Here is a 20,154-nt window from a genome sequence, read left to right on the forward strand (position 1 = left end):
AGGAGAAGACTGATGAAACCGGCACACCGGTACGACGTCGTGATCTGCGGTGGCGGCCTTGCGGGGCTGACGCTGTCCAGGCAGCTCAAGCGGGCGATGCCCGATCTCACGGTGCTCGTGCTGGAACGCAGCGAGCGAGAGTTCCCCGACGGCGCCTACAAGGTGGGTGAGGCGACGGTCGAGGGTGGCGCGCACTACTTCAGTGAACAGCTGGGCCTCACCGGGTACATGAACCGTCGGCACCTGCACAAACTCGGCCTGCGGATGTTCTTCGGCGACTCGCACGGGCCGCTCGAAGCACGGCCCGAGCTGGGCGCGCGACGGTTCCCACGGGTGACGTCGTATCAGATCGACCGCGGCAGGTTCGAGCGGGACCTGCGCGAGGGGGTGAGCGAGCTCGGGGTCGATCTCGTCGAGCAGGCGCAGGTGGTGGACATCGACCTGTCGACGGACGATGACGACCACGTGGTGCACTTCGAGACCCCTGAGGGCGGTGCGCAGAGGGCACTGGCGCGTTTCGTCGTCGACGCCTCCGGGCGTCGCCGGCTGCTGCAGCGCAAGCTGCGCCTCGGGGCCCCGAGCCCGCACAAGATCAACGCCGCGTGGTGGCGGTTCCGCGGCGAGTACGACGTCGAGAAGATGACGGATACCGCGGGCCCGACGTGGCGGCCGAAAACCCAGGAGCGTCGCTGGTTCTCGACCAACCACCTCATGGGCACCGGGTACTGGGTGTGGATGATCCCGCTGTCCTCGGGGAACACCAGCATCGGCATCGTCACCGACGACGCCATCCATCCGTTCCAGTCGTACTCCACGCAGGAGAAGGCGCGGGAGTGGATCAGCGAGCACGAGCCGACGCTGGCGTCGTTCATCGAGCGCGCGGAGCCGCTCGACTTCCTGCGGGTGCGGAACGCCAGTTACGCTTCCGAACAGATCTTCTCCCACCATCGGTGGGCCTGCGTCGGTGAGGCCGGCATTTTCCTGGACGCTTTCTACAGCCCGGGGTCGGACTACATCGCCTACACGAACACCATCGCCACGCGCCTGGTCGAACTGGACCGCAAGGGCAGCCTCACGGCGGAGGTCGCGCAGACCTACAACCGGCTGATGCTGGAGGACATGTGGCCGAACTATCTGGAGATGTACCACCAGAACTACGCGATCTTCGGAAGCGCGCCGGCCATGTTCACCAAGGTGATGTGGGACACGTCCTTCTACTGGGCGCTTCCCTCCCAACTGCTCTTCCGGGGCCTGATCGCGAACGAGGAAGCGGCAGCCGAGTTCCATCCGATCGCGACGAGGTTCAAGAGCATCCAGTCGCGGATGCAGGCGAATCTGCGCGCTTTCGGCGCCCAAGCGACGCAACCGGACAAATACCTGTTCGTGGAGTACAGCAAGGTGCCGATCTGCGCACAGCTGCACCTGGATCTGCTCACCGAGAAGACGCCGGACCGGACATTCCGCGAGATGCGGCACAACGTCGACCGGCTGGAGGCGTGGGCGGATTCGTTCGAGCAGGAAGTCGCCAAGAGGTACGACCTCCCCGACCGGGAGGCGGTCGGCGCATGACGCCGGCCGGAGAGCGAGAGGAGCGCGTATGACAGGGTTCGAAGGGCGCGTAGCGATCATCACTGGCGGCAGCCGGGGCATCGGCAAGGCACTCGCCCTCGCCTTGGCCGGGCAGGGGGCCAGTATCGCCATCGGCGCCAAGACGATGGAATCCGGCGGGCGGCTCCCGGGCAGCGTCCCGGATACGGTCCGGGAGATCGAGGCGCTGGGCGCAGAGGCCCTGGGGCTGCGCTGTGATGTGCGCGACGAAGCGGATCTGAAGAATCTTGTCGACCGGACGGTGCAACGCTTCGGCCGCGTGGACATCCTGGTCAACAACGCCGGAGCGATGTGGTTGCAGTCGGTCGAAGGCACCACGCGCAAACGCTATGACCTGGTGATGGCCATCAACGCCCGAGCGCCCTTCCTGCTCGCGCATCACTGCATTCCGCACATGCGCCGCGGCGGATGGGGCCATATCGTCAACCTGAGTCCGCCGCTGGACCTGGAGGGGATTCAGCACATGGGCGGCAAGGTGGCGTACATGTCCTCGAAGCTCAACGCGACGCTGCTGACCCTCGGCCTGGGCAAGGAGGTCGCGGCAGACGGCATCGCGTGCAACACGATATGGACGCGCACGCTGATCGGGACGCTGGCGACGCAGAACCTCGGCATCGGTAACCCGCGGGACTGGCGGACGGAGGACATCGTCGTCGACGCCATCATGGCCGTGCTGGAGCAGAATCCGGCGAAGTTCACCGGGAACGCCCTGATCGACGACGAGGTCCTCGCGAGCCTCAAGGGAATCGAGGACCTGACCCGGTACCGCTTCGTGCCGGACCACGAACCGACCCCGATGACATGGGAGTTGTGGGACGCTGTCGCCGAAGTCGCACAGCAGATGTACTTCGCCGCCATGACGGCGGCCGACGGCGCACAACCGGCTTCGCCGTCGGCCGGCAGCTAGAGAGGACCCTCCATGGACACAGAAAGCGACAACGTGATCAAAGGCCACGAACAGATCGTGGCGCACGTGATCGCGGCGTTCGACGACCTTCCCGTCCCACCCGGCATCCGCCTGCAACTGCCTCCGCCGTCGACCACGACACTGGCCCTGCAATACGAGAAGTTCGTACCGGGCCGGTCGATCTCGGCGACGGTGGAGATACCCCCGCAGTACGGCAATGTCATGGGCATACTCCAAGGCGGCTTCATCGCGGCGATGTTCGACGACCTCATGGCGCCGCTCAGCTATCTGACGGCGAAGAACCCCACGACCAGCATGGACCTGACGACGCATTTCCTGCGGCCGGTGTTCGTCGGCGAACGCGTGACCCTGACCGCCACGGTCCAGAAGGCCGGCCGGACAGCCATCTACCTGGCCGCGGAGGCACACAACGAGAAGAACAAGCTGGTGGCGACGGCGGTCTCCACGCTTCAGGTAGTGGGGCTGCCGCAAACCTGAGCCGCGTATCCATCCCTGATAGTGCGGGGTGTCCCCGGCTTCGGCCGGGGAGGGAATGCATCCTTGGCCCGGAGCCGCGAAGCCGCGGACTTCTCTGCCCCCGCGTTCACGCGAGGGCAGGAGTCACGGCGACACGGACTCGATGATCACGGGGGAATCCGTGCACCACGCTGCTCATCTGGCATCCGCTACCACCGACAAGAACCTGCAACTCGCCCTCAAGGTCCTGCCCGCCATCGTGGTCATCCTGGCCGGTTCGGCACTGTGCGGGCGGCTGGCCATCTGGCTCAGACAGCCGCGCGTCCTGGGCGAGATGGTCGCCGGCGTCCTGCTCGGCCCCACCCTGTTCGGGGCGCTCTTCCCGGATGCCCAAAGAGCCGTCTTCGCGCCCGAGGTCAAGCCGATCCTGTACGTGCTGAGCACCATCGGCCTGACGCTGTTCATGTTCCTGGTCGGTGCCGGCCTCGACCATGGCTCGGGCAAGGGCACCAAGGACATGAGGAACGCGGGCGTGCTGGCCCTCTCCGGCATCCTGCCGTCCCTGCTGCTCGGCGCCGCAGCCGCCTTCGTCCTGTACGGCAAGCTCTCCCGCCCCGGCGTCAGCACCTTCGAGTTCGCGCTGTTCCTCGGCGGAGCGCTGTCCATCACCGCGTTCCCGATGCTGGCCCGCATCCTGTACGAACGGAGTCTGCAGAACACCCCGATCGGCCGGATGACCCTGCTCGGCGCTTCCATCGACGACGCCGCGGCCTGGTGCTTCCTTGCCGTGCTCTCTGCCATGCACACCGGCTCCGGCGCCCCGCAGGCCCTGCGCACCATCGGCCTGACCGCTGTGTTCGCCGCTGTCATGCTCCTGGTTGTCAAGCCGCTGCTGCGCCCGCTGGGCGAGCGGGTGGAGCGCACCGGCAAGTTCGGCTTCGACCACATGTACCTCGTCGTCGGCATCGTGCTGCTGTCCGGCCTGTTCACCGATTACATCGGCATCTACTCCGTGTTCGGTGGCTTCATCGCGGGCCTGGCCATGCCCCGCAACCCGGCGTTCCGCGAGGCCCTGCACGGCCGCATGATGGACATCGTCTGTGTGCTGCTCCTGCCGATCTTCTTCGCCTTCTCCGGACTCAACACCGAACTGGGCGGCATCACCAACTGGACCGCGTTCGCGATCATCCTGGCCGCCGGCTTCATCGGCAAGTACGCCGGCTGCGCCGCCGCCATGCGCACCGTCGGGTTCACCTGGCGCGAGTCCTTGGCCGTCGGCGGCCTCATGAACGCCCGCGGCCTGATGATCCTCATCTTCATCAACATCGGCCTCGCTCAGGGCATGATCACACCCCAGGTGTTCGCCATGCTGGTCCTGGTCGCGGTGATCACCACCGCGGGCGCCATACCTTTGTACCGCTGGGCCCTGCCCGAGCGGCTGGAGGCGCGGATGCTGCCCACCCCGGGGGAGTCCGGCCCCGATGGGGCCGCGGTGCCGCAGCGCGACCGCGCACCCGCGTAAGCCTTCCGTGCCGACCGGACCGCGATATCGTGCCTCCGGTCGGCGTCGGTGAGGGGTTCCTGCCCTACCGTGCCGCCTCACAGGGCAGTTGACGTCTGTCCGCCCGCGGCCCTACGCCGAACAGCTCATGGTCGTGCGCAACACCTGAATCCACCAGTCGATCAGCCGATCGGCCGCGGTCCCGTCGAGGCCAACGCTGCGGCGGAACTCGTCTCCGAACAGTGGCTCCATCACCATGGCCTGGTGCATCGCGGCCACGGTCACTTGGATGTCTTCGCGTGACGGCGCCCTGCGCCCGCTGGTCGCGGACTGCCGCCGGGCCTCGGTGTACAGCCGGTCGACGACCTCGTTGAGCATTCCGCTGCCCGTATCGCGCCACCCGGACCGGTGCAGGGCGAGCGCGAGTTCCGCGTAGCCTTCGGCGTACATCCGGTGGAGCGCACGGACCAGGCCGGCCGGGTCCGCCGGGCCGTGGTTCCACGTCTCCAGGACGGCGCGCAGTTCGGCCCTCAGCTTGGCTCCGCCGAATCGCAGCAGCGCTTCCAGTAGTTGGTCACGGGTGCCGAAGTGGTGGTTGATCGCGGCGTCCGACACGCCGATCGCGGCGCCCACGGCCCGTACCTGCACGGCGGACGGGCCGCCGGCGGCGAGCAGCTCGCTCGCCGCTTCCAGGATCAAACGCTTGGCGACATCCGGGTCGCGCCGTACTCGCGTGGTCACCCGCCCAGATTACCTTGACGGGCCAAGGCGCCCCTCCTTACATTGGGCACTCAAGGTACAGAGGCGTGTACAGATCAACTCTGACCGGAGGAGCCCCCGTGGCCGAAGCCGACCCGACAGTTCACCCCGATCGACGCCGGTGGGCTGTGCTGGCGGTGATGTCGTTCTGCATGTTCATCGTGGTGATGGACAACACCATTCTCGTGGTGGCGTTGAAGTCGATTCAGCAGTCCCTCTCCGCGACCAATGCGCAGTTGCAGTGGACGATGGACGCGTACACCCTGACGTACGCGGCGCTGATGTTCACCACCGGCGTGCTCGGCGACCGTCTCGGCCACCGCAATGTACTGGTCTTCGGGATGCTCTTCTTCACCGTCGTGTCCACGTTCGGCGCGTGGTCCGGCGACACCGCACAGCTGACGCTGTGGCGCGCGCTGATGGGTGTCGGGGCGGCCGTGGTCCCCGGCTGCACCATGGCGGTGATCACCAATGCCTTCCCTCCGGCCGAGCGGGCCAAGGCCATCGGGCTGTGGTCCGTGTCGAACGGGCTCGGTATCGCCTGCGGCCCGGTGATCGGCGGGGCGCTGGTCAGCGAGTTCTGGTGGGGGTCGGCCCTGCTGGTGAACGTGCCGCTGGCAGGGCTGGCCATGCTGGCCATCGTGCTACTGGTCCCCAACACCAAGGCCCCGCAGCCCGGACGCCTGGACATCGCGGGGGTGGCCCTGTCGGCCTCCGGGGTCGGGCTGATCGTTTACGGCGTCATCGCGGGCGGCGAACCCGCGGGGTGGTTGCGCGCTCCGGTGTTCGGGCCGATCGCTGCCGGCGGCGTCCTGCTGGGGACGTTGGTATGGCATTCCCGACGCGCGGCGAATCCGGCGCTGGACCTGCCGTTGCTGCGTACCAGGGAGTTCGCGGCCGGCGCCGCCACCATGTCGCTGACCTTCCTCTTGGTCAATGGCGCCAGTTTCGTCCTGGTGTTTTATGTGCAGATCCTGCGAGGTTTCTCGCCGTTGCAGTCAGGTCTGCTGATGCTGCCGGTGGCGGTGGGGGCAGTCCTCACGGGACAACGCAGCGATGCGCTGATGAACCGGTTCGGCTCCGCGGCGGTGGTCGCGGCGGGCGCCATCACGTTGTGCGCCGGGTGCACCGGGTTCGCGCTGCTCGATCTCCACACCGGCATCTGGGTCTTCATTGTGCTGCAGTTCGTCTCCGGCCTGGGGTTCGGTGCGACTCTGGCGCCCTCGATGACGGCAGCGCTGTCGGTGGTGCCGAAGGCGCGGTCCGGCGCCGGATCGGCCCTCGCCAACACGTTCCGGCAGTTGGGAACGGCGCTCGGCGTGGCCGTGCTCGGGTCGTTGCTGGGGACGATATACCGCAACCAGTTGGGCGACCGTATCGAAATCCTGCCCCAGCAGGCGCGCGGCGAGGCCGGCAATTCCATCGGATCGACCCTGCTCGCGGTCGAGCGGGCACGCGCCGGAGGCGACGGGTCCGGTCCCGCTGAACTATCCCGGTTCGCGCGCCGGGCCGCGGAACTGGTCACCGCGGCACAGGACTCCTTCCTCGTCGCGATGCGGGTGACGATGGTGGTCAGTGCCGGCGTGGCGTTGCTGGCAGCGGCGGCCGCGATGCTGTGGCTGCCGAGGCGGGAACCGCGGGAACCGTCATCGGCCCGGAAGGCCGACGTGTCCGTGGGGTCGAGGTAGCACCGCCCGTGGCCACCGGACAGTCGACCGAGCCCGCCGTCTCGCGGTCCCACGCGCCGTTGTTCGTCCGGAAGACGGGGGCGGGCCCGCCCGTCGTGCTCGTGCACGGCGGACTTCCCGCTCGCCACGCCTGGGCCCGCCAGCAGGAACTCGCAGCCCGGTGGTCGTTGATGATCCCGAGCCGCCGGGGCTTTTCACCGAGTCCCCCTGCGCCGCGGCAGGATTTCCTCGTGGACGCCGAAGACATGGCGGCGCTCGTCGCCGGCATTCCTGGTGGCGCGCATTTCGTCGGGTTCTCTTACGGCGGATTGGGGATGTGTGTGGCAGCCGGTCTGCAGCCGTCCCGGGTCCGGTCCCTGACGTTGATCGAGGTGCCGTTGTGGAGCGCCGCCGGCGCGGACGAATCGGTGCGGAGGCTGGCGGAGGTCGCCGATCGATTCGCCGAGGGGCATCGTGACGCCCGGACCGAACGCGAGTTCCTGTCCGTGGCCGGCCTCGATCGTCAGTCTCTCGATACCCGGGACGACGACATGCTTCAGGCGATCGAGCTGGCGCGTGATTTTCGCTCCCCGGGCGAGGCGAGCCCGCGGTTCGGAAGGATCGTCGAGGCCGGCATACCTGTGCTCGTCGTCTCGGGCGGCCACGCACCGGCGATCGAGGTCGTGTGCGATGCCGTCGCCGCCCGGACCGGCGCGCAGCGGATCTGCGTCACCGGAGCCGGCCACGCGGTCCAGCGCGCGCCCGGCTTCAATCCGATGCTGGAGGCATTTCTGACCGCGGCGGAACACCGTGCGTCCCACCTGTGAGGCCGGGGGCCGGGCCGTCCGGCGGACCCGCCATCCGCGGCGCTCCTCAGCTCACGTGGGCCTCACCGCCGGGGACGTGGTCGCGCTGCGGCGGCCCGAACGGGAGGTGCTGCACGTCGAGGTAGCCGAGCGTGAGCGACTCGCCGGCCTGATGATCCAGACTCTGGAAGAGCTCCATGGCTTGGACGAGGCGCTGCACCGCCCGCCGGTGGCGTGTCTCCGCCCCGTGGACTTGGCCGAGCAAGCTCAGCTTCGATCAGCGATTCCCCGCAGACTGGAGATGTTCCCAGTGATCCGTCAGCACGCGGAGACGCTGGAGAAGCTCGCAGAAAGTCGTCAGGTCGAGGCCGTCAGCGTCTTCGGCGCCGACGCCGTGGTGGAGCATGTTCATCAGCAGCTGGAGCTGGTCACCGAACCACTGCTGAGCGGTTTCTCCGCAGGAGAACGGATTAGGGCGAGCCAGGGTACCGGTGGCGTCCTCGGGCAGCAGGACATCGCTCACGAGCTGGAGCTGGCTGATCTCGTGCCGGAAGAGACGGTGCAGTGCCCTGCTCGAGAGCGCCATGTCGGCTGTATTGCGAGACAGTCCTTGGGCGTACTCGCGCAGTAGGGTGTGGAAGGCGTAGCGGCCCGGGGCAGGCGAGCTCAGCATATTGACGTCCACCAACGTCTCCAGGTCCTGGCTGACCCTCGACGCCGAGTCGCCGAGAACGATTCCCGCGGTGGTCAGCGTGAAGTCGTCGACGTCCAGGTTGGACAGCAGCTTGAAGAGGGTTTGCTGGCGCTCGGAGAGCATTGCGTAGCGCTCGTCGAAGCTGCTTCGGACTTCGAGGCCGCTCAGGTGCCACTGGTCGACATCGGCCCGGTCCCGCTGGAGGCTGCTGATGAGATCCACCAGGCGCCAATGAGGACGGGCGGCCAGCTTCGCAGCGACCGATTGCAGGGCCAGGGGCAGCCCACCGCAGAAATCGATCAGTGCCGCAGCGGCCTCCGGTTCGGCCAGGAGGCGATCACGCCCGATGCTCTTGGCCACCAGAGCCAGACTCTCATCGGGAGGCAGCATGGCGAGTTCGACGTTGTACGCGCCGGGCAGGGCAGTGAGCCGGCCCCAGCTGGCGATGAGCACGGCGTTTCCCGGTTCCGCAGGGACCAGGTCCCGGACATCCATCGTGTCGGCCGGGTTGTCGAGCACCACCAGGAAATGCCGGCCCGCGAACAGCGATCGGCAAAGACGTTTTTGCAACACAGGGTGCACCGGCAATTCGAGTCCCGCGGGCGCCAATGCCTGAAGGAAGGATTTCAGAGCCGCGTGTGTCCTGGACGCATCGCCGCCCAGGTCGGCGTACAGAACGCCGTCCTTGAACTCCTGGCTCAGCCGGTGCGTCACATGGGCCACAAGAGTACTCGCGCCGGCCCCGGGCGGCCCGGACACCGTGACCAGGGGAACGTCATGGCGATTGTCGGTCAACCTGCCGACGATGTCCTCGATCTGTGACGCCTGGCCCGTGAAGTGGGGAGGAGCCGGCGGCAACGGGTTCGGCGTGAATTCTCCGGCCGACTGCGTGTCGCCGCTCATGGCGGTGACCTGAGGCGAGCCCGGTATCTGTGGTTCGTCGTCGGTGGGCGGCGAGCTTCCCGGTGTCAGAATGTGATGGTAGAGACGCTGCAGGGGCGGGCTGGGATCGGATCCCAACTCGTCGGCCAGTGTCTCCCTGAGTCGCTGGTAGGCGTGGAGCGCCTCTGCCGAGCGTCCCGTCTCTGCCAGCGCGTTTATCAGGTGTTTCCAGGACTGTTCCCGCAGCGGGTGTTCCGCCGTCAGCCTTTGCAGCTCGGCGACGGCAACCGCACCATTGCCGATCCGGATGCAGGATTCCGCCCACAGTTCGATCGTCTGCAGCCGGGTCTCCTGGAGGCGATGGCACTCGCTGTGCCGCAAGGATTCCGACGGCACATCGGCCAGGGTTTCACCTCGCCACAAGCGCAAGGCATTCGTGAGGGTGTCGGATGCGAGCTCCCAGTTCTCGTGAGCCGCTGCCTGACGGCCTGCGGCGCTGAGCATGAGGAATCTTCGGAGGTCGATTTCGTCGTCGGCCACCGAAATCAGGTAGCCGGTGGGCAGCGTCCGGATTCTCTTGGCCGAGTCCGGGCCGAGTTTCTTTCGCAGTCGCATGACGTAGCTCGACAGCGTGGCGCGGGCCTTGGCCGCGGGCCGGCCGTCCCACACGGTCTCCAAGAGGTCGGTCGCGGGGACCAAAGTGTTGTGCTTGAGGAGTAGGCTCGCGAGCAGTATGCGAAGTCGCGTGCTCGAAATGACCAGTTCCTCTCCACGGTCGTCGCGAACGAGTAAGGGGCCGAGAATTCCGAACTCCATGATGGACTTCCCCCGTATTGATATGTGCTTGTGACTCCGATGGGATCAGCTTGCGTTGCATTGACGAGGTTGCCTGACGTCGGCCGTGACGCCGGATCTGCGCCGCAATCTCGCCGGCGGTCGCGGTTCGAGGGAGGGGGCGGCGGCGTCGGCGTTCCACGAGTCGGTGCCTTCGAGCGGGGCGCGGCACCGTATCGCCTGCGTGATCTGGATGCCGAAGCGGACCTCAGTCGGGTTGAGTCAGGACGAGTCGACGGGGGTGCGGCGCACGTGCGTGTCCTACGCCGGCCACTCCTTCGCCTCCGGTGCGGTATGCGTGGACCAGTTTCCCCTTCACAGGAAGCCTGGCCGGTACGCGGCTTCATCACCTTCTTCGGGAACGCAAAGAAGCTCGCTCGATTCCGGTTCGGCTACGTCGCCCGATCACTTCGCCGTTGTCGACGTTGACAGGGGCGCACAGGTTCGCGGTCCGAAGGGTGGTGCCGGGCCATACCTCTCGACTGCCCGCCACCTTGGTGATTCAGCCATCTTTTTCGATCTCCAGACCGGCGATCCACACCGCAAAAGCTGACGTCAATGGGTCAGGACGTGCTAGAGCCTCGGTACGGTCAACGGCACGTCATGACATCGAATCTTCGACAAAGTAGCACGCGTGATCCGGGGCTTTCAACGGCGATGCGGACGGGCATATGACGGGCCGGAGGCTCTCGCCGGAAGGGATCTGAAGAACAAGATACCCTGGAGGCAAGAGTTTTTTTGGCCGTTTATGCGGCGCGGTGAGGTCGGATGCCGAGCGGGAAACCACGGGCCCCGCGGGCCGCTGTACGCCGCAGGAAACCTCCCTCTCTCTCGTGTGGCGGTGAGCCAACGATCAATTTCCGCGGTCTTGCCGATCATCTATGCGTGTATCGAAAGTGGATCTCGGCCGTGAGACGATCTTGATTCGTGGCGGGCGGAGACCTGACGAACCAGCAATGGACGGTGCCGGAGCCGTTGTTGCCGAAGGGTAAGAAGTCCGGTCGGCCGCCGACATGGAGTCGGCGGCAACTGATCGACGTCATACGCTTCCGGGTCCATGCCCAGGCGGACGCCAAGGATCTGATCACTTGGGACATCAACGTCGACTCCACCGTCGTCCGTGCCCCACCAGCACGCTGCAGGGGCACGGAAAAGGGGGACCTGTAGAAGGAACCGCCCGGTGGTGCCGTCGCCGAACCTGCGGACCATGGGCTCGCACGCTCGCGGCGGCCTGACCACCAAGCTGCACTTGGCTGTGGAGCAACGACAGAAGCCCATGTCAATCGTCGTCACGGCGGGCAGCGGGGCGACTCCCCGCAGTTCGAGGCCGTCCTGGGCCGTGTCCGGGTTCCCCGGCTGGGGCCGGGCAGGCCACGCACCCGGCCCAGGCGGGTTCGCGCGGACAAGGCGTACGCTTCCCGCAAGAAACGGGGGCTCTCAAGGCGGCCGACCGCCGAAGTTCGCCCCGGTCGACTACCGCGAGCGCCATGCGGTGGAATGCGGCATCAATCGCCTCAAGAGGCACCGAGCGGTTGCCGTTCCCAATCCAGCCCAGGTGCTTCGGCTGCTCGAGGCCGTTGCTCGCCAGCGGGGGCGGGGTCCTCATTTTGAAGCATTCTTCGGTTGCATGTACTTCGCGGCCTGGCAAGGAGCGGACCGACGACGGTGGGGTGTACGAGGTGCACTAGCTCAAGCGTCGCGCGGCAAGTGGGCGCGGGCCCGGCAATACGCCCTGACCCGTACTGAGCGCACTTCTCGCTTGGCCGAGCGGCCTTACGATCTCCGTCATGCCGGGATCTCGTTCTGGCTCTACTCCGGAGTGGACCCTGCCGAGTGCGCCCGCCGCGCCGGCCAGAGCGTCGAGGTCCTCTTCCGCCACTACGCGAGGTTCCTTGACGGCTTTCGAGAGCAGGCGAACCGTCTCATCGAGCAGTCCATGAACGAGTGGCGGCGCGTCAGCCAGGGTGACGTGCCCGAGGGCGGTTGAGAGCGGGTTGCATGAAGGGCGCCAGACGGGTGAAATCCCAGGTCAGGCGCCCTTTCCCGTGTGTCTAGAAGAAGCCCAGCTTCTTCGGCGAGTACGACACCAGGAGGTTTTTGGTCTGCTGGTAATGCTCCAGCATCATCTTGTGCGTCTCGCGCCCGATGCCGGATTGCTTGTAGCCGCCGAACGCCGCGTGCGCCGGGTAGGCGTGGTAGCAGTTGGTCCAGACCCGGCCCGCCTGGATCGCGCGGCCCGCGCGGTAGGCGGTGTTGGCGTCCCGGGTCCACACGCCCGCGCCGAGCCCGTACAGCGTGTCATTCGCGATCTTGATGGCGTCGTCGAAGTCGTCGAAGGAGGCCACCGAGACGACCGGACCGAAGATCTCCTCCTGGAAGACCCGCATCCGGTTGTCGCCCTCGAAGATGGTCGGCTGTACGTAGTAGCCGCCCTTCAACTCACCGTCGTACTCGATGCGTTCGCCACCGGTGAGGACCTTCGCGCCCTCCTGCCGGCCGATGTCCAGGTAGGAGAGGATCTTCTCCAGCTGGTCGTTGGACGCCTGGGCGCCGATCATCGTGTCGGTGTCGAGCGGGTGCCCCGGCTTGATCTGCCGGGTGCGCTCGACCGCGGCCGCCAGGAACTCCGCGTAGTGGCCGCGCTGGACGAGCGCCCGCGACGGGCAGGTGCACACCTCGCCCTGGTTGAGCGCGAACATCGTGAAGCCTTCCAGCGCCTTGTCGCGGAAGTCGTCGTCGTGCGCCCACACGTCGTCGAAGAAGATGTTCGGCGACTTGCCGCCCAGTTCGAGGGTGACCGGCTTGATGTTCTCCGAGGCGTACTGCATGATCAGCCGCCCCGTCGTGGTCTCTCCGGTGAACGCCACCTTCGCCACCCGCGGGCTCGACGCCAGCGGCTTGCCCGCCTCTACACCGAAGCCGTTGACGATGTTCAGCACGCCCGGCGGCAGCAGGTCCGCGATCAGGCTCACCCAGTAGTGGATGGACGCAGGGGTCTGCTCGGCCGGCTTGAGCACCACCGCGTTGCCCGCGGCGAGCGCCGGCGCCAGCTTCCATGTGGCCATCAGGATCGGGAAGTTCCAGGGGATGATCTGCGCGACGACCCCGAGCGGCTCATGGAAGTGGTACGCCACCGTGTCGTCGTCGATCTCGCCCAGCGACCCCTCCTGCGCCCGGATCGCCCCGGCGAAGTACCGGAAGTGGTCGATCGCCAGCGGGATGTCCGCCGCCAGCGTCTCGCGGACCGGCTTGCCGTTCTCCCAGCTCTCCGCCACCGCGAGGGCTTCGAGGTTGGCCTCCATACGGTCGGCGATCTTCCGCAGGATGTCCGAGCGCTCCGTCACCGACGTACGGCCCCACCCGGGGGCGGCCGCGTGCGCCGCGTCCAGTGCCCGCTCCACGTCCTCCGCGGTGCCGCGCGCGATCTCGGTGAACGGCAGTCCGTTGACCGGCGACGGGTTCTCGAAGTACTGCCCGCGCGCCGGCGGCACGTACTCGCCGCCGATGAAGTGGTCGTAGCGCGACTGGTAGGAGACGATCGCGCCCTCGGTGCCCGGCGCCGCGTAACGAGTCATCCTGGTGTGCCTCCTGGTGCAGCGCTGCCCGCCCTTGGGCAGCTCTCGGCGCGAGGCTAGGCGCGCGGACGTTGCAAGTACGTTGCGCCCGCCGCCCACCCCCCTGCCCGCGCGGCCGGTACCGCCAACTCCGTCTCCAGCGCGGCCAGTCGGGACCGCACCGACGCCGTCGGGCGTACCGTCGCGAGCGCCCGCCACACCTCGATGTCGTCCTCGCCCCATGGCGCGTGCGCCCAGTCGGCCAGCAGGTCGGGATCGCGCTGCGCGACCAGCGCCGTCCGCAGCCCGCGCGCGAGCCGGTCCCGCAGCCGTACGATCGCCGGGGCCTGCGAACCGGGCAGCAGCGGACCGGCGTACGCCTGCGCCGCCGCGGTGAGCGCCCCCGACGCCAGCCGCCGCTCCACCACGGTCGCGTCCGCCTCGACCGCGGCCGTCAGCCGGTACGGCCGCGAGTCCAGCAGCCCCGGCCCCAACGACCGCCGCAACCGCGCCAATTCCGCCCGCAACGTCACCGGGGTCACGGACTCGTCCGCGTACAGCGCGCACAGCAACGCGTCGCCCGTCAGCCCCTCGGGATGCCGTGACAACAGCAGCACGATCTCACTGTGCCGACGGCTCAGCCTCATCCGCCTTCCCTGGACGGTGAGTTCGGCCTCGTCCCGGCCCAGCGCGCGCAGCGTCGGTGTGTCCGCGGCACACCGCGGCGGAGCGAGCAGCGCCAACTGGGCCTCCGCCGCCCGCGCCACGGCCTGCACGAACCCCAGGCTGTGCGGATGCGCCAAGCCGTCCCCACCGGTGACGTCCACAGCGCCCAGCACCCGCCCGGTGCGCGGATCGTGCACCGGAGCGGCCACGCACGTCCAGGGTTGCACCCGCCGGGTGAAGTGCTCCGCCGCGAACACCTGCACCGGCCGGTCCAGCGCCACGGCGGTCCCCGGCGCGTTGGTGCCCACCGCGGCCTCCGACCAGCGCGCCCCCGGCACGAAGTTCATCGCGTCGGCCCGCCGCCGCGCAGCCGGGTGCCCCTCGACCCACAGCAGCCTGCCCTGCGCGTCGCACACCGCGAGCAACTGCTCGTCCTCGGCGGCGAATGTGCCCAGCAGCTCCCGGAACAGCGGCATCAGCCGGGCCAGCGGATGCTCCGCCCGATAGGCACCGAGATCGCTGTCGGACAACTCCACGCACGCCGTGCCGTCCGGTACGACACCGGCCCGCGCGCTGCGCCGCCACGACTCCGCCACCACCGACCGCACCGGGCGCGGCACCGCGCCCACCGTGGTGAACGTCTCGTGCGCGCGGCGCAGCACCCGGACCCGCTCGGCGGGATCGGCCCCCGGCTCCAGGGCCACCCACGGATCGGTCAACTCGGCCTCCCCGGACGGTGTTACGGCGATGATCCGGCTGGGACCATCGTCACGTGCCGTGTCCGCGCAGACAACCGGTGTGACGCCGGTTCGGGATCTGTGACAGGCCCTAGGCGAAGTTGACGAGCCTGATGTAGCGGACCCAGTCCCAGTTGGGGCCGGGATCGGTGTGGTCGGTGCCGGGCACCTGGTAGTGGCCGATGATGTGCTCCCTGTCCTTGGGGATGCCGTATCTGTCGCAGATGGACGCGGTGAGCTTCGCCGACTGCTCGTAGAGGGCGTTGGTGAAGTAGGAGGGCTGATCCACCCAGCCCTCGTGCTCGATGCCGACGCTGCGGGTGTTGTAGCTCCAGTTGCCCGCGTGCCAGGCGATGTCGCTCTCGCGTACGCACTGGGCGACATGTCCGTCCGCCGACCGCACCACGTAGTGCGCGGTCACCTGCTTCTCCGGGTTCTGGAAGATGGCCAGGGTGTTGGCGTACGTCTCCTGGGTCACATGGATGATGACCCGGTCGAGCGCGTAGGTGCCGGGCCGGCCGGAGGCCGTGTAGTTGGAGGTGCTGGCGGGCGTCCACTCGGCGGGCGGATAGTCGACGGAACCGCTCGCGCCGGCCTGCGGTTCGGGAAGCAGCGCGTACGGAACGGCGGCGAGCGCCGCGCCCTTCAGGATCCATCGTCTGCTCAGACGCGGCCTTTCCCGGTCCATGTCCATCGTGGGATGCCTTTCTGGAGTGGGGGAGTCGGGGAGTGATGGGAGTACGGGCGGTGGTGCGCTTGGGGGTGGGGGTATCGGGCGTGCGCGGTGTGCGCGGTGTTCGGTGGCCGGGCGTCAGCCGCGCAGAGCCCGTGCGGTCTCCCGGAGCCGCGCGTGCACACCGCGGTAGGTCTCCCGCGCGGGCAGCCACTCCTTGCGGAGCTTGGCCACGCATGTGTAGTTCGTGTCGCACACGTTCGCCAGCGGTGACTCGACCGTCTGGGTGGCGAACGGGTACGCGTCCAGTTCGCTGAACCCGTAGTCGCTCACCAGCCAACGCACCAGGTCCGCCTGCGATATCCGGAACGCGTCCTCCAGAGGGCGCGCCGAGCCGGTCGAGACGATGTGCGTGTCCGACTCCAGCCGGGGCCACGGAGTCGCGACGCCCTTGAGGAGGTCCACGATCACCACGGTGTTCATCGCGCACTCCACCGCCACCCCGCAGGTCTCGCCCTCGCCCTGACGGGCGTGTCCGTCGCCGAGGCTGAGCAGAGCGCCCTCCACATTGACCCCGAGATAGCAGGTGACACCGGCGCGCATCTCGGGCGTGTCCATGTTTCCGCCGTGCGCGTCCGGGACCAGCGCCGAGCGGACCTCCAGGTTGGCCGGCGCCACGCCCACCGTGCCGTGCATCGGCTCCAGGGGCAGCTCCCTCTCGAAGTCGCTGTCCCGGGCCCGGAAGAGGGCGGTGCGCCGGGCACGGTCCAACTCCCAGATCCAGACCCGCTCCGGCAGCGGTGGCTGGAGCGAGGCGGTGGCGTGGGTGGAGGTGAGTGCCCCGAAGAGAGGGACCGTCGTGGACGCCGCCCAGTCGCGGGCCGGTTCGATCGACACGAAGTGCACGGCCACCGTGTCACCGGGTTCCGCGCCCTCGATGTGGAAGGGACCGGTCTGGGGATTGAGGAACGGGAACTCGCAGACCTCGGACACAAGGTCCTTCTCGGAGCGGACCCGCCCGGCGAAGCAGTCCTCCGTGAACAGGTCGAGCACCGTGCCGGGCGCGACGCGGGCCACGGGTGCCGCGCCGCCGAACGTCCAGGCGTACTCGTCCGGCTCCGGTCGCACGGTGAGGATCCGGGGGTCGGTCATCGTGTCGTGGGTCCCTTCTGGTGGGCGGGTCGTAGGGGAGGGCGGGGGAAGGGGGACGGGGGAAGAGGGTGCGGACCGCCGGGGAAGCGGACGCAGCGTGGTGTGGTCGACGTGGTGTGGGGTGGCGTGGTGTCCGGTGGGCGAGGAGGCCTGTGATCACCAGCCATCGGGCGGTCGTACGGCGCGCGGCGCCGGTGCGAGAACCGGTCAGCTGACCACGCTGCCGCCCTGCCGCGGGTCGGCCGGGGCGTCCTCCTCGATGTGCACCCGCGCGGTCTCGGCTATGCGCTCGGGATGACGCCGGGTCAGGACCAGCAGCACCACCACGCCCGCCGCCATCCAGACGCCGACGATCGGACCCGCGTAGGACACCGGAGCCGTCAGCTCGGTCACGAAGTCGAACACCGGCAGGCCGGCCGCCGTCAGCAGCGCCGGGACGAAGGCGGCGATGCCCAGCACCGGGAACAGCAGATGCCGCATCGGCTTGAGGGCGTTGCCGCCGACCCGTATGAAGTGGCCCGCGCACGCGAGGTTCACCACGATGTACACGCCGATGACGACCGTGACGATCACCGTGGCCAGGAGCAGGAACGCGGTCTCGGGGCCGTAGCCGAGGCCGAGGCCGAGCACGGCGGCGACGGCCACGACGGTCTGTACCGCGATGCCCGCCACGGGGGAGCGGTGGCGAGGATGGAGCGTGGCGAGCACCCCGGGCAGGACCCGGATGCGGGCCAGGGCGAAGGCCGTACGGGTCGACACGTTCGCGCACGCGTTGGCGTTGGCGATCGTGGAGTTGACCACCGCGAGGAACAGCAGCACCCAGAAGAAGCCGAAGGAGGCCCGTGCCACCCCCTCCCAGGAGGCGTTGCCCGACGCGCCGAACCCGGCGAACCGGTCCGGCCCGAAGTAGACGGTCATCGCGTAGGTGGTGACGACGTAGAACAGGCCGATGCCCAGGGCCGCGCCCAGCACCGCGCGATGCATCGTCCGCCGGGGCTCGCGCGTCTCCTCCGCGAGCGGTGCCGCCGCCTCGAATCCGGCGAAGGCCAGCACGGTGTACACGGATCCCGCGAAGACCCCGCCGATCCCGGAGTGGCCCGCGGCGGTATGCGAAGTGCCGAAGACGGAGAAGGTGTTGGCGCCGCCCGCTCTGCCGATCAGCAGCGCGGCGAACACCAGGAGGACAAGGACCTCGAAGGCTCCGAGGACGGTGCCGAAGCGGGCCGAGGCGAGCACGCCCAGGTATCCGGCGACGGCGATCACGGCCGCTCCCGCGAGGGAGTACGGCCACCACAGGTCCGCCGGATACGAGGGCCACTCGTCGTGCAGTGTTCCCGCCACCGTGAAGCCCAGTTGCAGGAGCAGCAGCGGGGGGACCAGCATCTCCACGAAGACGTAGCCCCAGCCGACGAGGAAGCCGACGGCCGGATGCAGTCCCCGCGCAGCGTAGGTGGCGACCGAGCCGGCCGCGGGCAGCTCGCGCGCCAGCTCGGCCACGCAGGAGGCGGTGAACAGGCAGGCCACCAGGGCGACCAGCACGGCCAGCGGCAGGCTGCCGCCCGCGAAGGCCGCGCCGGCCGGGATGGACGCGGCCACCGCCGCGGCCGGCGCCATCGCCGTGATGCTCTGGAACAGGACCTCGCGTAACCCGATGGCGTCACGCCGCAGAGCCCCGGTGCTCTCCCCGCGCATGTGTCCCCCGATATTTGTCCGTCCGATGCCGCCCGATCTGGGTGAATGCCGCTCAAATCACGAGGCCCGCGCCGGTTCTGACGCTCCGGCAGCGTGTGCCTCGTGCGATTCACGGTACGGCGCGGGCGGGCCCGGCAGAAGGGTGCGCCACGGTTCCGTGGACAAGCGGAAGCCTGTGGATAACTTCGCCACTCGTTCGGACGAGGACAGTGCGCCGGGGACCGCGCGAGTCCGCCGGAGCCTCCGGCGGAGACACGGCTTCGTGACCTGCCACCGCTGTCCACAGGCGCCTGGCGAAGCGTCAGGCTCGTTTGGTCACCGAGGCCGGATCGTCCAGCACGGCGCGGACGACGGAGTGCGCCGCGCCCAGCAGCGGGCCCTCGGGACCGAGCGGTGACACCGCCACCGGGCAGGCCGGACCCGCCGTACGGCCCGTCAGCTCCGCCTCCAACGAGGGCAGCAGCCAGGGCGACAGCCCCGCCAGCGCGCCACCCAGGACCACCGTCTCGGGGTCGAGCAGGTTCACCGCCCCGGTCAGCGCGATGCCGAGGGCCGTGCCCGCGTCCCGCAGCGCCGCCCGCACCCCCTCCTCGCCCTTCTCGGCGTGCTCCGCGAGCAGGCCGACGAGGTCCTCACGCGGCTGGAGCCCCGCCGCGCGCAGCACCGCTTCCTGGCCCGCGTACTGCTCCAGACAGCCGCGCCCGCCACAGGCGCAGGACGGGCCGTCCGGTCGTACCGGCACATGGCCCAGCTCGCCCGCGAACCCCCGTGTGCCGCGCAGCAGTTGCCCGTCCACGACGATCGCCGCGCCGATGCCGATCTCGGCCGACACATGCAGGAACTCGCGCGGTGTGCCGGCGCCGAGCCACAGCTCGGCCAGCGCACCGAAGTTGGCCTCGTTGTCCACCGTGAGCGGCCAGTCGCCGGGCAGCAGGGCCCCGAGGTCCGTGTCACGCCATTCGAGGTTGGGGGCGCGTACGACGGTGTGGCTGTCCCGCGCCACCAGCCCGGGCACGGCGACCGCGAGCCCGGCGGGCCACAGCTCCTCCCGCTCGGCCTCGGCGACCACCTGGCCGACCAGCGTCGTCAGCTCCGCGATCACCGGCTCGGGCGCCCGGCCGCGGTTGGCGCCTCGGTGCACGGCCCGCGCGCGGACCGCGCCCCGCAGGTCGACCGCGCACACCGCGAGATGATCGACGCCGATCTCGGCCCCGATCCCGGCCGGACCACGGCCGCTCACCGCCAGCGCCGATCCGGGCCGGCCCACGCGCCCCGGCCGTTCGGGGCCCAGCTCCTCCAGCAGCCCCCAGCGGATCAACTCGTCCACCAGGGTCGACACCGCGGCCCGGGTCAGACCGATGCGGGAGGCCACCGCGGCCCGGGAGAGTGAACCCTCGGCACTGACCGCGTGCAGCACCCGCGCGAGATTGCGCCGGCGCATGCCCTGCTGGGTGTCCGGCAGAGCCCGGCCGACCCCCGCGGGTCGGGCCTCGTGCAGCGGTGCGGTCATGCCTGCGTCAATCCTCGTTCCAGGGCCGGGCGGCA

The 20,154-nt window shown here is 68.9% G+C and carries 17 protein-coding genes; 8 read left to right on the plus strand and 9 right to left on the minus strand.

Translation table 11 applies throughout. From position 1 onward, the window contains the following. Positions 1–39: 39 nt before the first annotated feature. The 4 genes from HEP81_RS33435 to HEP81_RS33450 all read left to right on the plus strand — a co-directional run bounded on the left by HEP81_RS33435 (position 40) and on the right by HEP81_RS33450 (position 4,514). Positions 40–1,569 (plus strand): NAD(P)/FAD-dependent oxidoreductase, encoded by a 1,530-nt coding sequence (locus HEP81_RS33435; RefSeq protein WP_157854505.1) that lies wholly within the window; start codon positions 40–42, stop codon positions 1,567–1,569. A 28-nt stretch (positions 1,570–1,597) separates the two neighbouring features. Further along, positions 1,598–2,515 carry an SDR family oxidoreductase gene (locus tag HEP81_RS33440; RefSeq protein WP_051850391.1) on the plus strand — a complete coding sequence of 306 codons (918 nt, stop codon included), beginning with the start codon at positions 1,598–1,600 and terminating at the stop codon, positions 2,513–2,515. Between the two features lie 12 nt (positions 2,516–2,527). Further along, a complete protein-coding gene (locus tag HEP81_RS33445) occupies positions 2,528–3,013 on the plus strand; it encodes a PaaI family thioesterase (RefSeq protein WP_037659154.1) in 486 nt (161 codons plus the stop codon). 142 nt (positions 3,014–3,155) lie between these two features. Beyond that, positions 3,156–4,514, plus strand: coding sequence for a cation:proton antiporter (locus HEP81_RS33450; protein ID WP_051850390.1), 1,359 nt, complete (start codon positions 3,156–3,158; stop codon positions 4,512–4,514). Between the two features lie 111 nt (positions 4,515–4,625). Here the strand turns inward: HEP81_RS33450 and HEP81_RS33455 are convergent, their stop codons facing one another. Then, positions 4,626–5,234: a TetR/AcrR family transcriptional regulator gene (locus HEP81_RS33455; RefSeq protein ID WP_051850389.1), complete on the minus strand. Its 609-nt coding sequence runs from the start codon at positions 5,232–5,234 to the stop codon at positions 4,626–4,628. Positions 5,235–5,332: 98 nt separating this feature from the next. Between HEP81_RS33455 and HEP81_RS33460 the strand changes: the two genes are divergently transcribed. After that, complete coding sequence (locus HEP81_RS33460) at positions 5,333–6,940, plus strand: MFS transporter (RefSeq protein WP_037659151.1); 1,608 nt, start codon at positions 5,333–5,335, stop codon at positions 6,938–6,940. Positions 6,941–7,035: 95 nt separating this feature from the next. Continuing rightward, positions 7,036–7,746, plus strand: coding sequence for an alpha/beta fold hydrolase (locus HEP81_RS33465; protein WP_259332583.1), 711 nt, complete (start codon positions 7,036–7,038; stop codon positions 7,744–7,746). Positions 7,747–7,792: 46 nt separating this feature from the next. Here HEP81_RS33465 and HEP81_RS42220 read toward each other — a convergent pair whose 3' ends face one another. Both HEP81_RS42220 and HEP81_RS33470 read right to left on the minus strand, forming a co-directional pair. After that, positions 7,793–7,924 (minus strand): hypothetical protein, encoded by a 132-nt coding sequence (locus HEP81_RS42220; RefSeq protein WP_259332483.1) that lies wholly within the window; start codon positions 7,922–7,924, stop codon positions 7,793–7,795. 78 nt (positions 7,925–8,002) lie between these two features. Further along, positions 8,003–10,117 (minus strand): AfsR/SARP family transcriptional regulator, encoded by a 2,115-nt coding sequence (locus HEP81_RS33470; protein WP_037659148.1) that lies wholly within the window; start codon positions 10,115–10,117, stop codon positions 8,003–8,005. A gap of 945 nt (positions 10,118–11,062) precedes the next feature. Between HEP81_RS33470 and HEP81_RS41745 the strand changes: the two genes are divergently transcribed. Together HEP81_RS41745 and HEP81_RS41750 are read left to right on the plus strand one after the other, a co-directional pair. Continuing rightward, on the plus strand, positions 11,063–11,302 hold the full coding sequence (locus HEP81_RS41745; RefSeq protein WP_243279672.1) for a transposase: 240 nt from the start codon (positions 11,063–11,065) through the stop codon (positions 11,300–11,302). Between the two features lie 592 nt (positions 11,303–11,894). After that, positions 11,895–12,122 (plus strand): site-specific integrase, encoded by a 228-nt coding sequence (locus HEP81_RS41750; RefSeq protein ID WP_243279673.1) that lies wholly within the window; start codon positions 11,895–11,897, stop codon positions 12,120–12,122. Positions 12,123–12,186: 64 nt separating this feature from the next. On the opposite strand, the gene adh is transcribed toward HEP81_RS41750, so the two are convergent. The 6 genes from adh to HEP81_RS33510 all read right to left on the minus strand — a co-directional run bounded on the left by adh (position 12,187) and on the right by HEP81_RS33510 (position 20,119). After that, positions 12,187–13,710: an aldehyde dehydrogenase gene (gene adh, locus HEP81_RS33485; RefSeq protein WP_037659142.1), complete on the minus strand. Its 1,524-nt coding sequence runs from the start codon at positions 13,708–13,710 to the stop codon at positions 12,187–12,189. Between the two features lie 56 nt (positions 13,711–13,766). After that, positions 13,767–15,074: a GAF domain-containing protein gene (locus HEP81_RS33490; RefSeq protein ID WP_037659137.1), complete on the minus strand. Its 1,308-nt coding sequence runs from the start codon at positions 15,072–15,074 to the stop codon at positions 13,767–13,769. Between the two features lie 109 nt (positions 15,075–15,183). Next, positions 15,184–15,780 carry an N-acetylmuramoyl-L-alanine amidase gene (locus tag HEP81_RS33495; protein ID WP_190276108.1) on the minus strand — a complete coding sequence of 199 codons (597 nt, stop codon included), beginning with the start codon at positions 15,778–15,780 and terminating at the stop codon, positions 15,184–15,186. A 123-nt stretch (positions 15,781–15,903) separates the two neighbouring features. Continuing rightward, entirely contained in the window at positions 15,904–16,917 is a 1,014-nt protein-coding gene (locus HEP81_RS33500; protein WP_037659131.1) for an acetamidase/formamidase family protein, read from the minus strand. A gap of 207 nt (positions 16,918–17,124) precedes the next feature. After that, a complete protein-coding gene (locus HEP81_RS33505; protein WP_037659128.1) occupies positions 17,125–18,609 on the minus strand; it encodes an APC family permease in 1,485 nt (494 codons plus the stop codon). A gap of 301 nt (positions 18,610–18,910) precedes the next feature. Next, positions 18,911–20,119 (minus strand): ROK family transcriptional regulator, encoded by a 1,209-nt coding sequence (locus tag HEP81_RS33510; protein WP_037659126.1) that lies wholly within the window; start codon positions 20,117–20,119, stop codon positions 18,911–18,913. Between the last annotated feature and the right edge of the window lie 35 nt (positions 20,120–20,154).

The sequence above is a fragment of the Streptomyces griseofuscus genome (assembly GCF_014673495.1).
Lineage (GTDB): Bacteria > Actinomycetota > Actinomycetes > Streptomycetales > Streptomycetaceae > Streptomyces > Streptomyces murinus.

Bases quoted from the DNA above. Each gene is read 5' to 3' on its own strand.
- HEP81_RS33440 (WP_051850391.1), top strand. From the start codon at position 1,598: ATGACAGGGTTCGAAGGGCGCGTAGCGATCATCACTGGCGGCAGCCGG.
- HEP81_RS33445 (WP_037659154.1), top strand. From the start codon at position 2,528: ATGGACACAGAAAGCGACAACGTGATCAAAGGCCACGAACAGATCGTG.
- HEP81_RS33450 (WP_051850390.1), top strand. From the start codon at position 3,156: ATGATCACGGGGGAATCCGTGCACCACGCTGCTCATCTGGCATCCGCT.
- HEP81_RS42220 (WP_259332483.1), bottom strand. From the start codon at position 7,924: ATGGAGCTCTTCCAGAGTCTGGATCATCAGGCCGGCGAGTCGCTCACG.
- HEP81_RS33470 (WP_037659148.1), bottom strand. From the start codon at position 10,117: ATGGAGTTCGGAATTCTCGGCCCCTTACTCGTTCGCGACGACCGTGGA.
- adh (WP_037659142.1), bottom strand. From the start codon at position 13,710: ATGACTCGTTACGCGGCGCCGGGCACCGAGGGCGCGATCGTCTCCTAC.
- HEP81_RS33495 (WP_190276108.1), bottom strand. From the start codon at position 15,780: ATGGACCGGGAAAGGCCGCGTCTGAGCAGACGATGGATCCTGAAGGGC.
- HEP81_RS33500 (WP_037659131.1), bottom strand. From the start codon at position 16,917: ATGACCGACCCCCGGATCCTCACCGTGCGACCGGAGCCGGACGAGTAC.
- HEP81_RS33505 (WP_037659128.1), bottom strand. From the start codon at position 18,609: ATGCGCGGGGAGAGCACCGGGGCTCTGCGGCGTGACGCCATCGGGTTA.
- HEP81_RS33510 (WP_037659126.1), bottom strand. From the start codon at position 20,119: ATGACCGCACCGCTGCACGAGGCCCGACCCGCGGGGGTCGGCCGGGCT.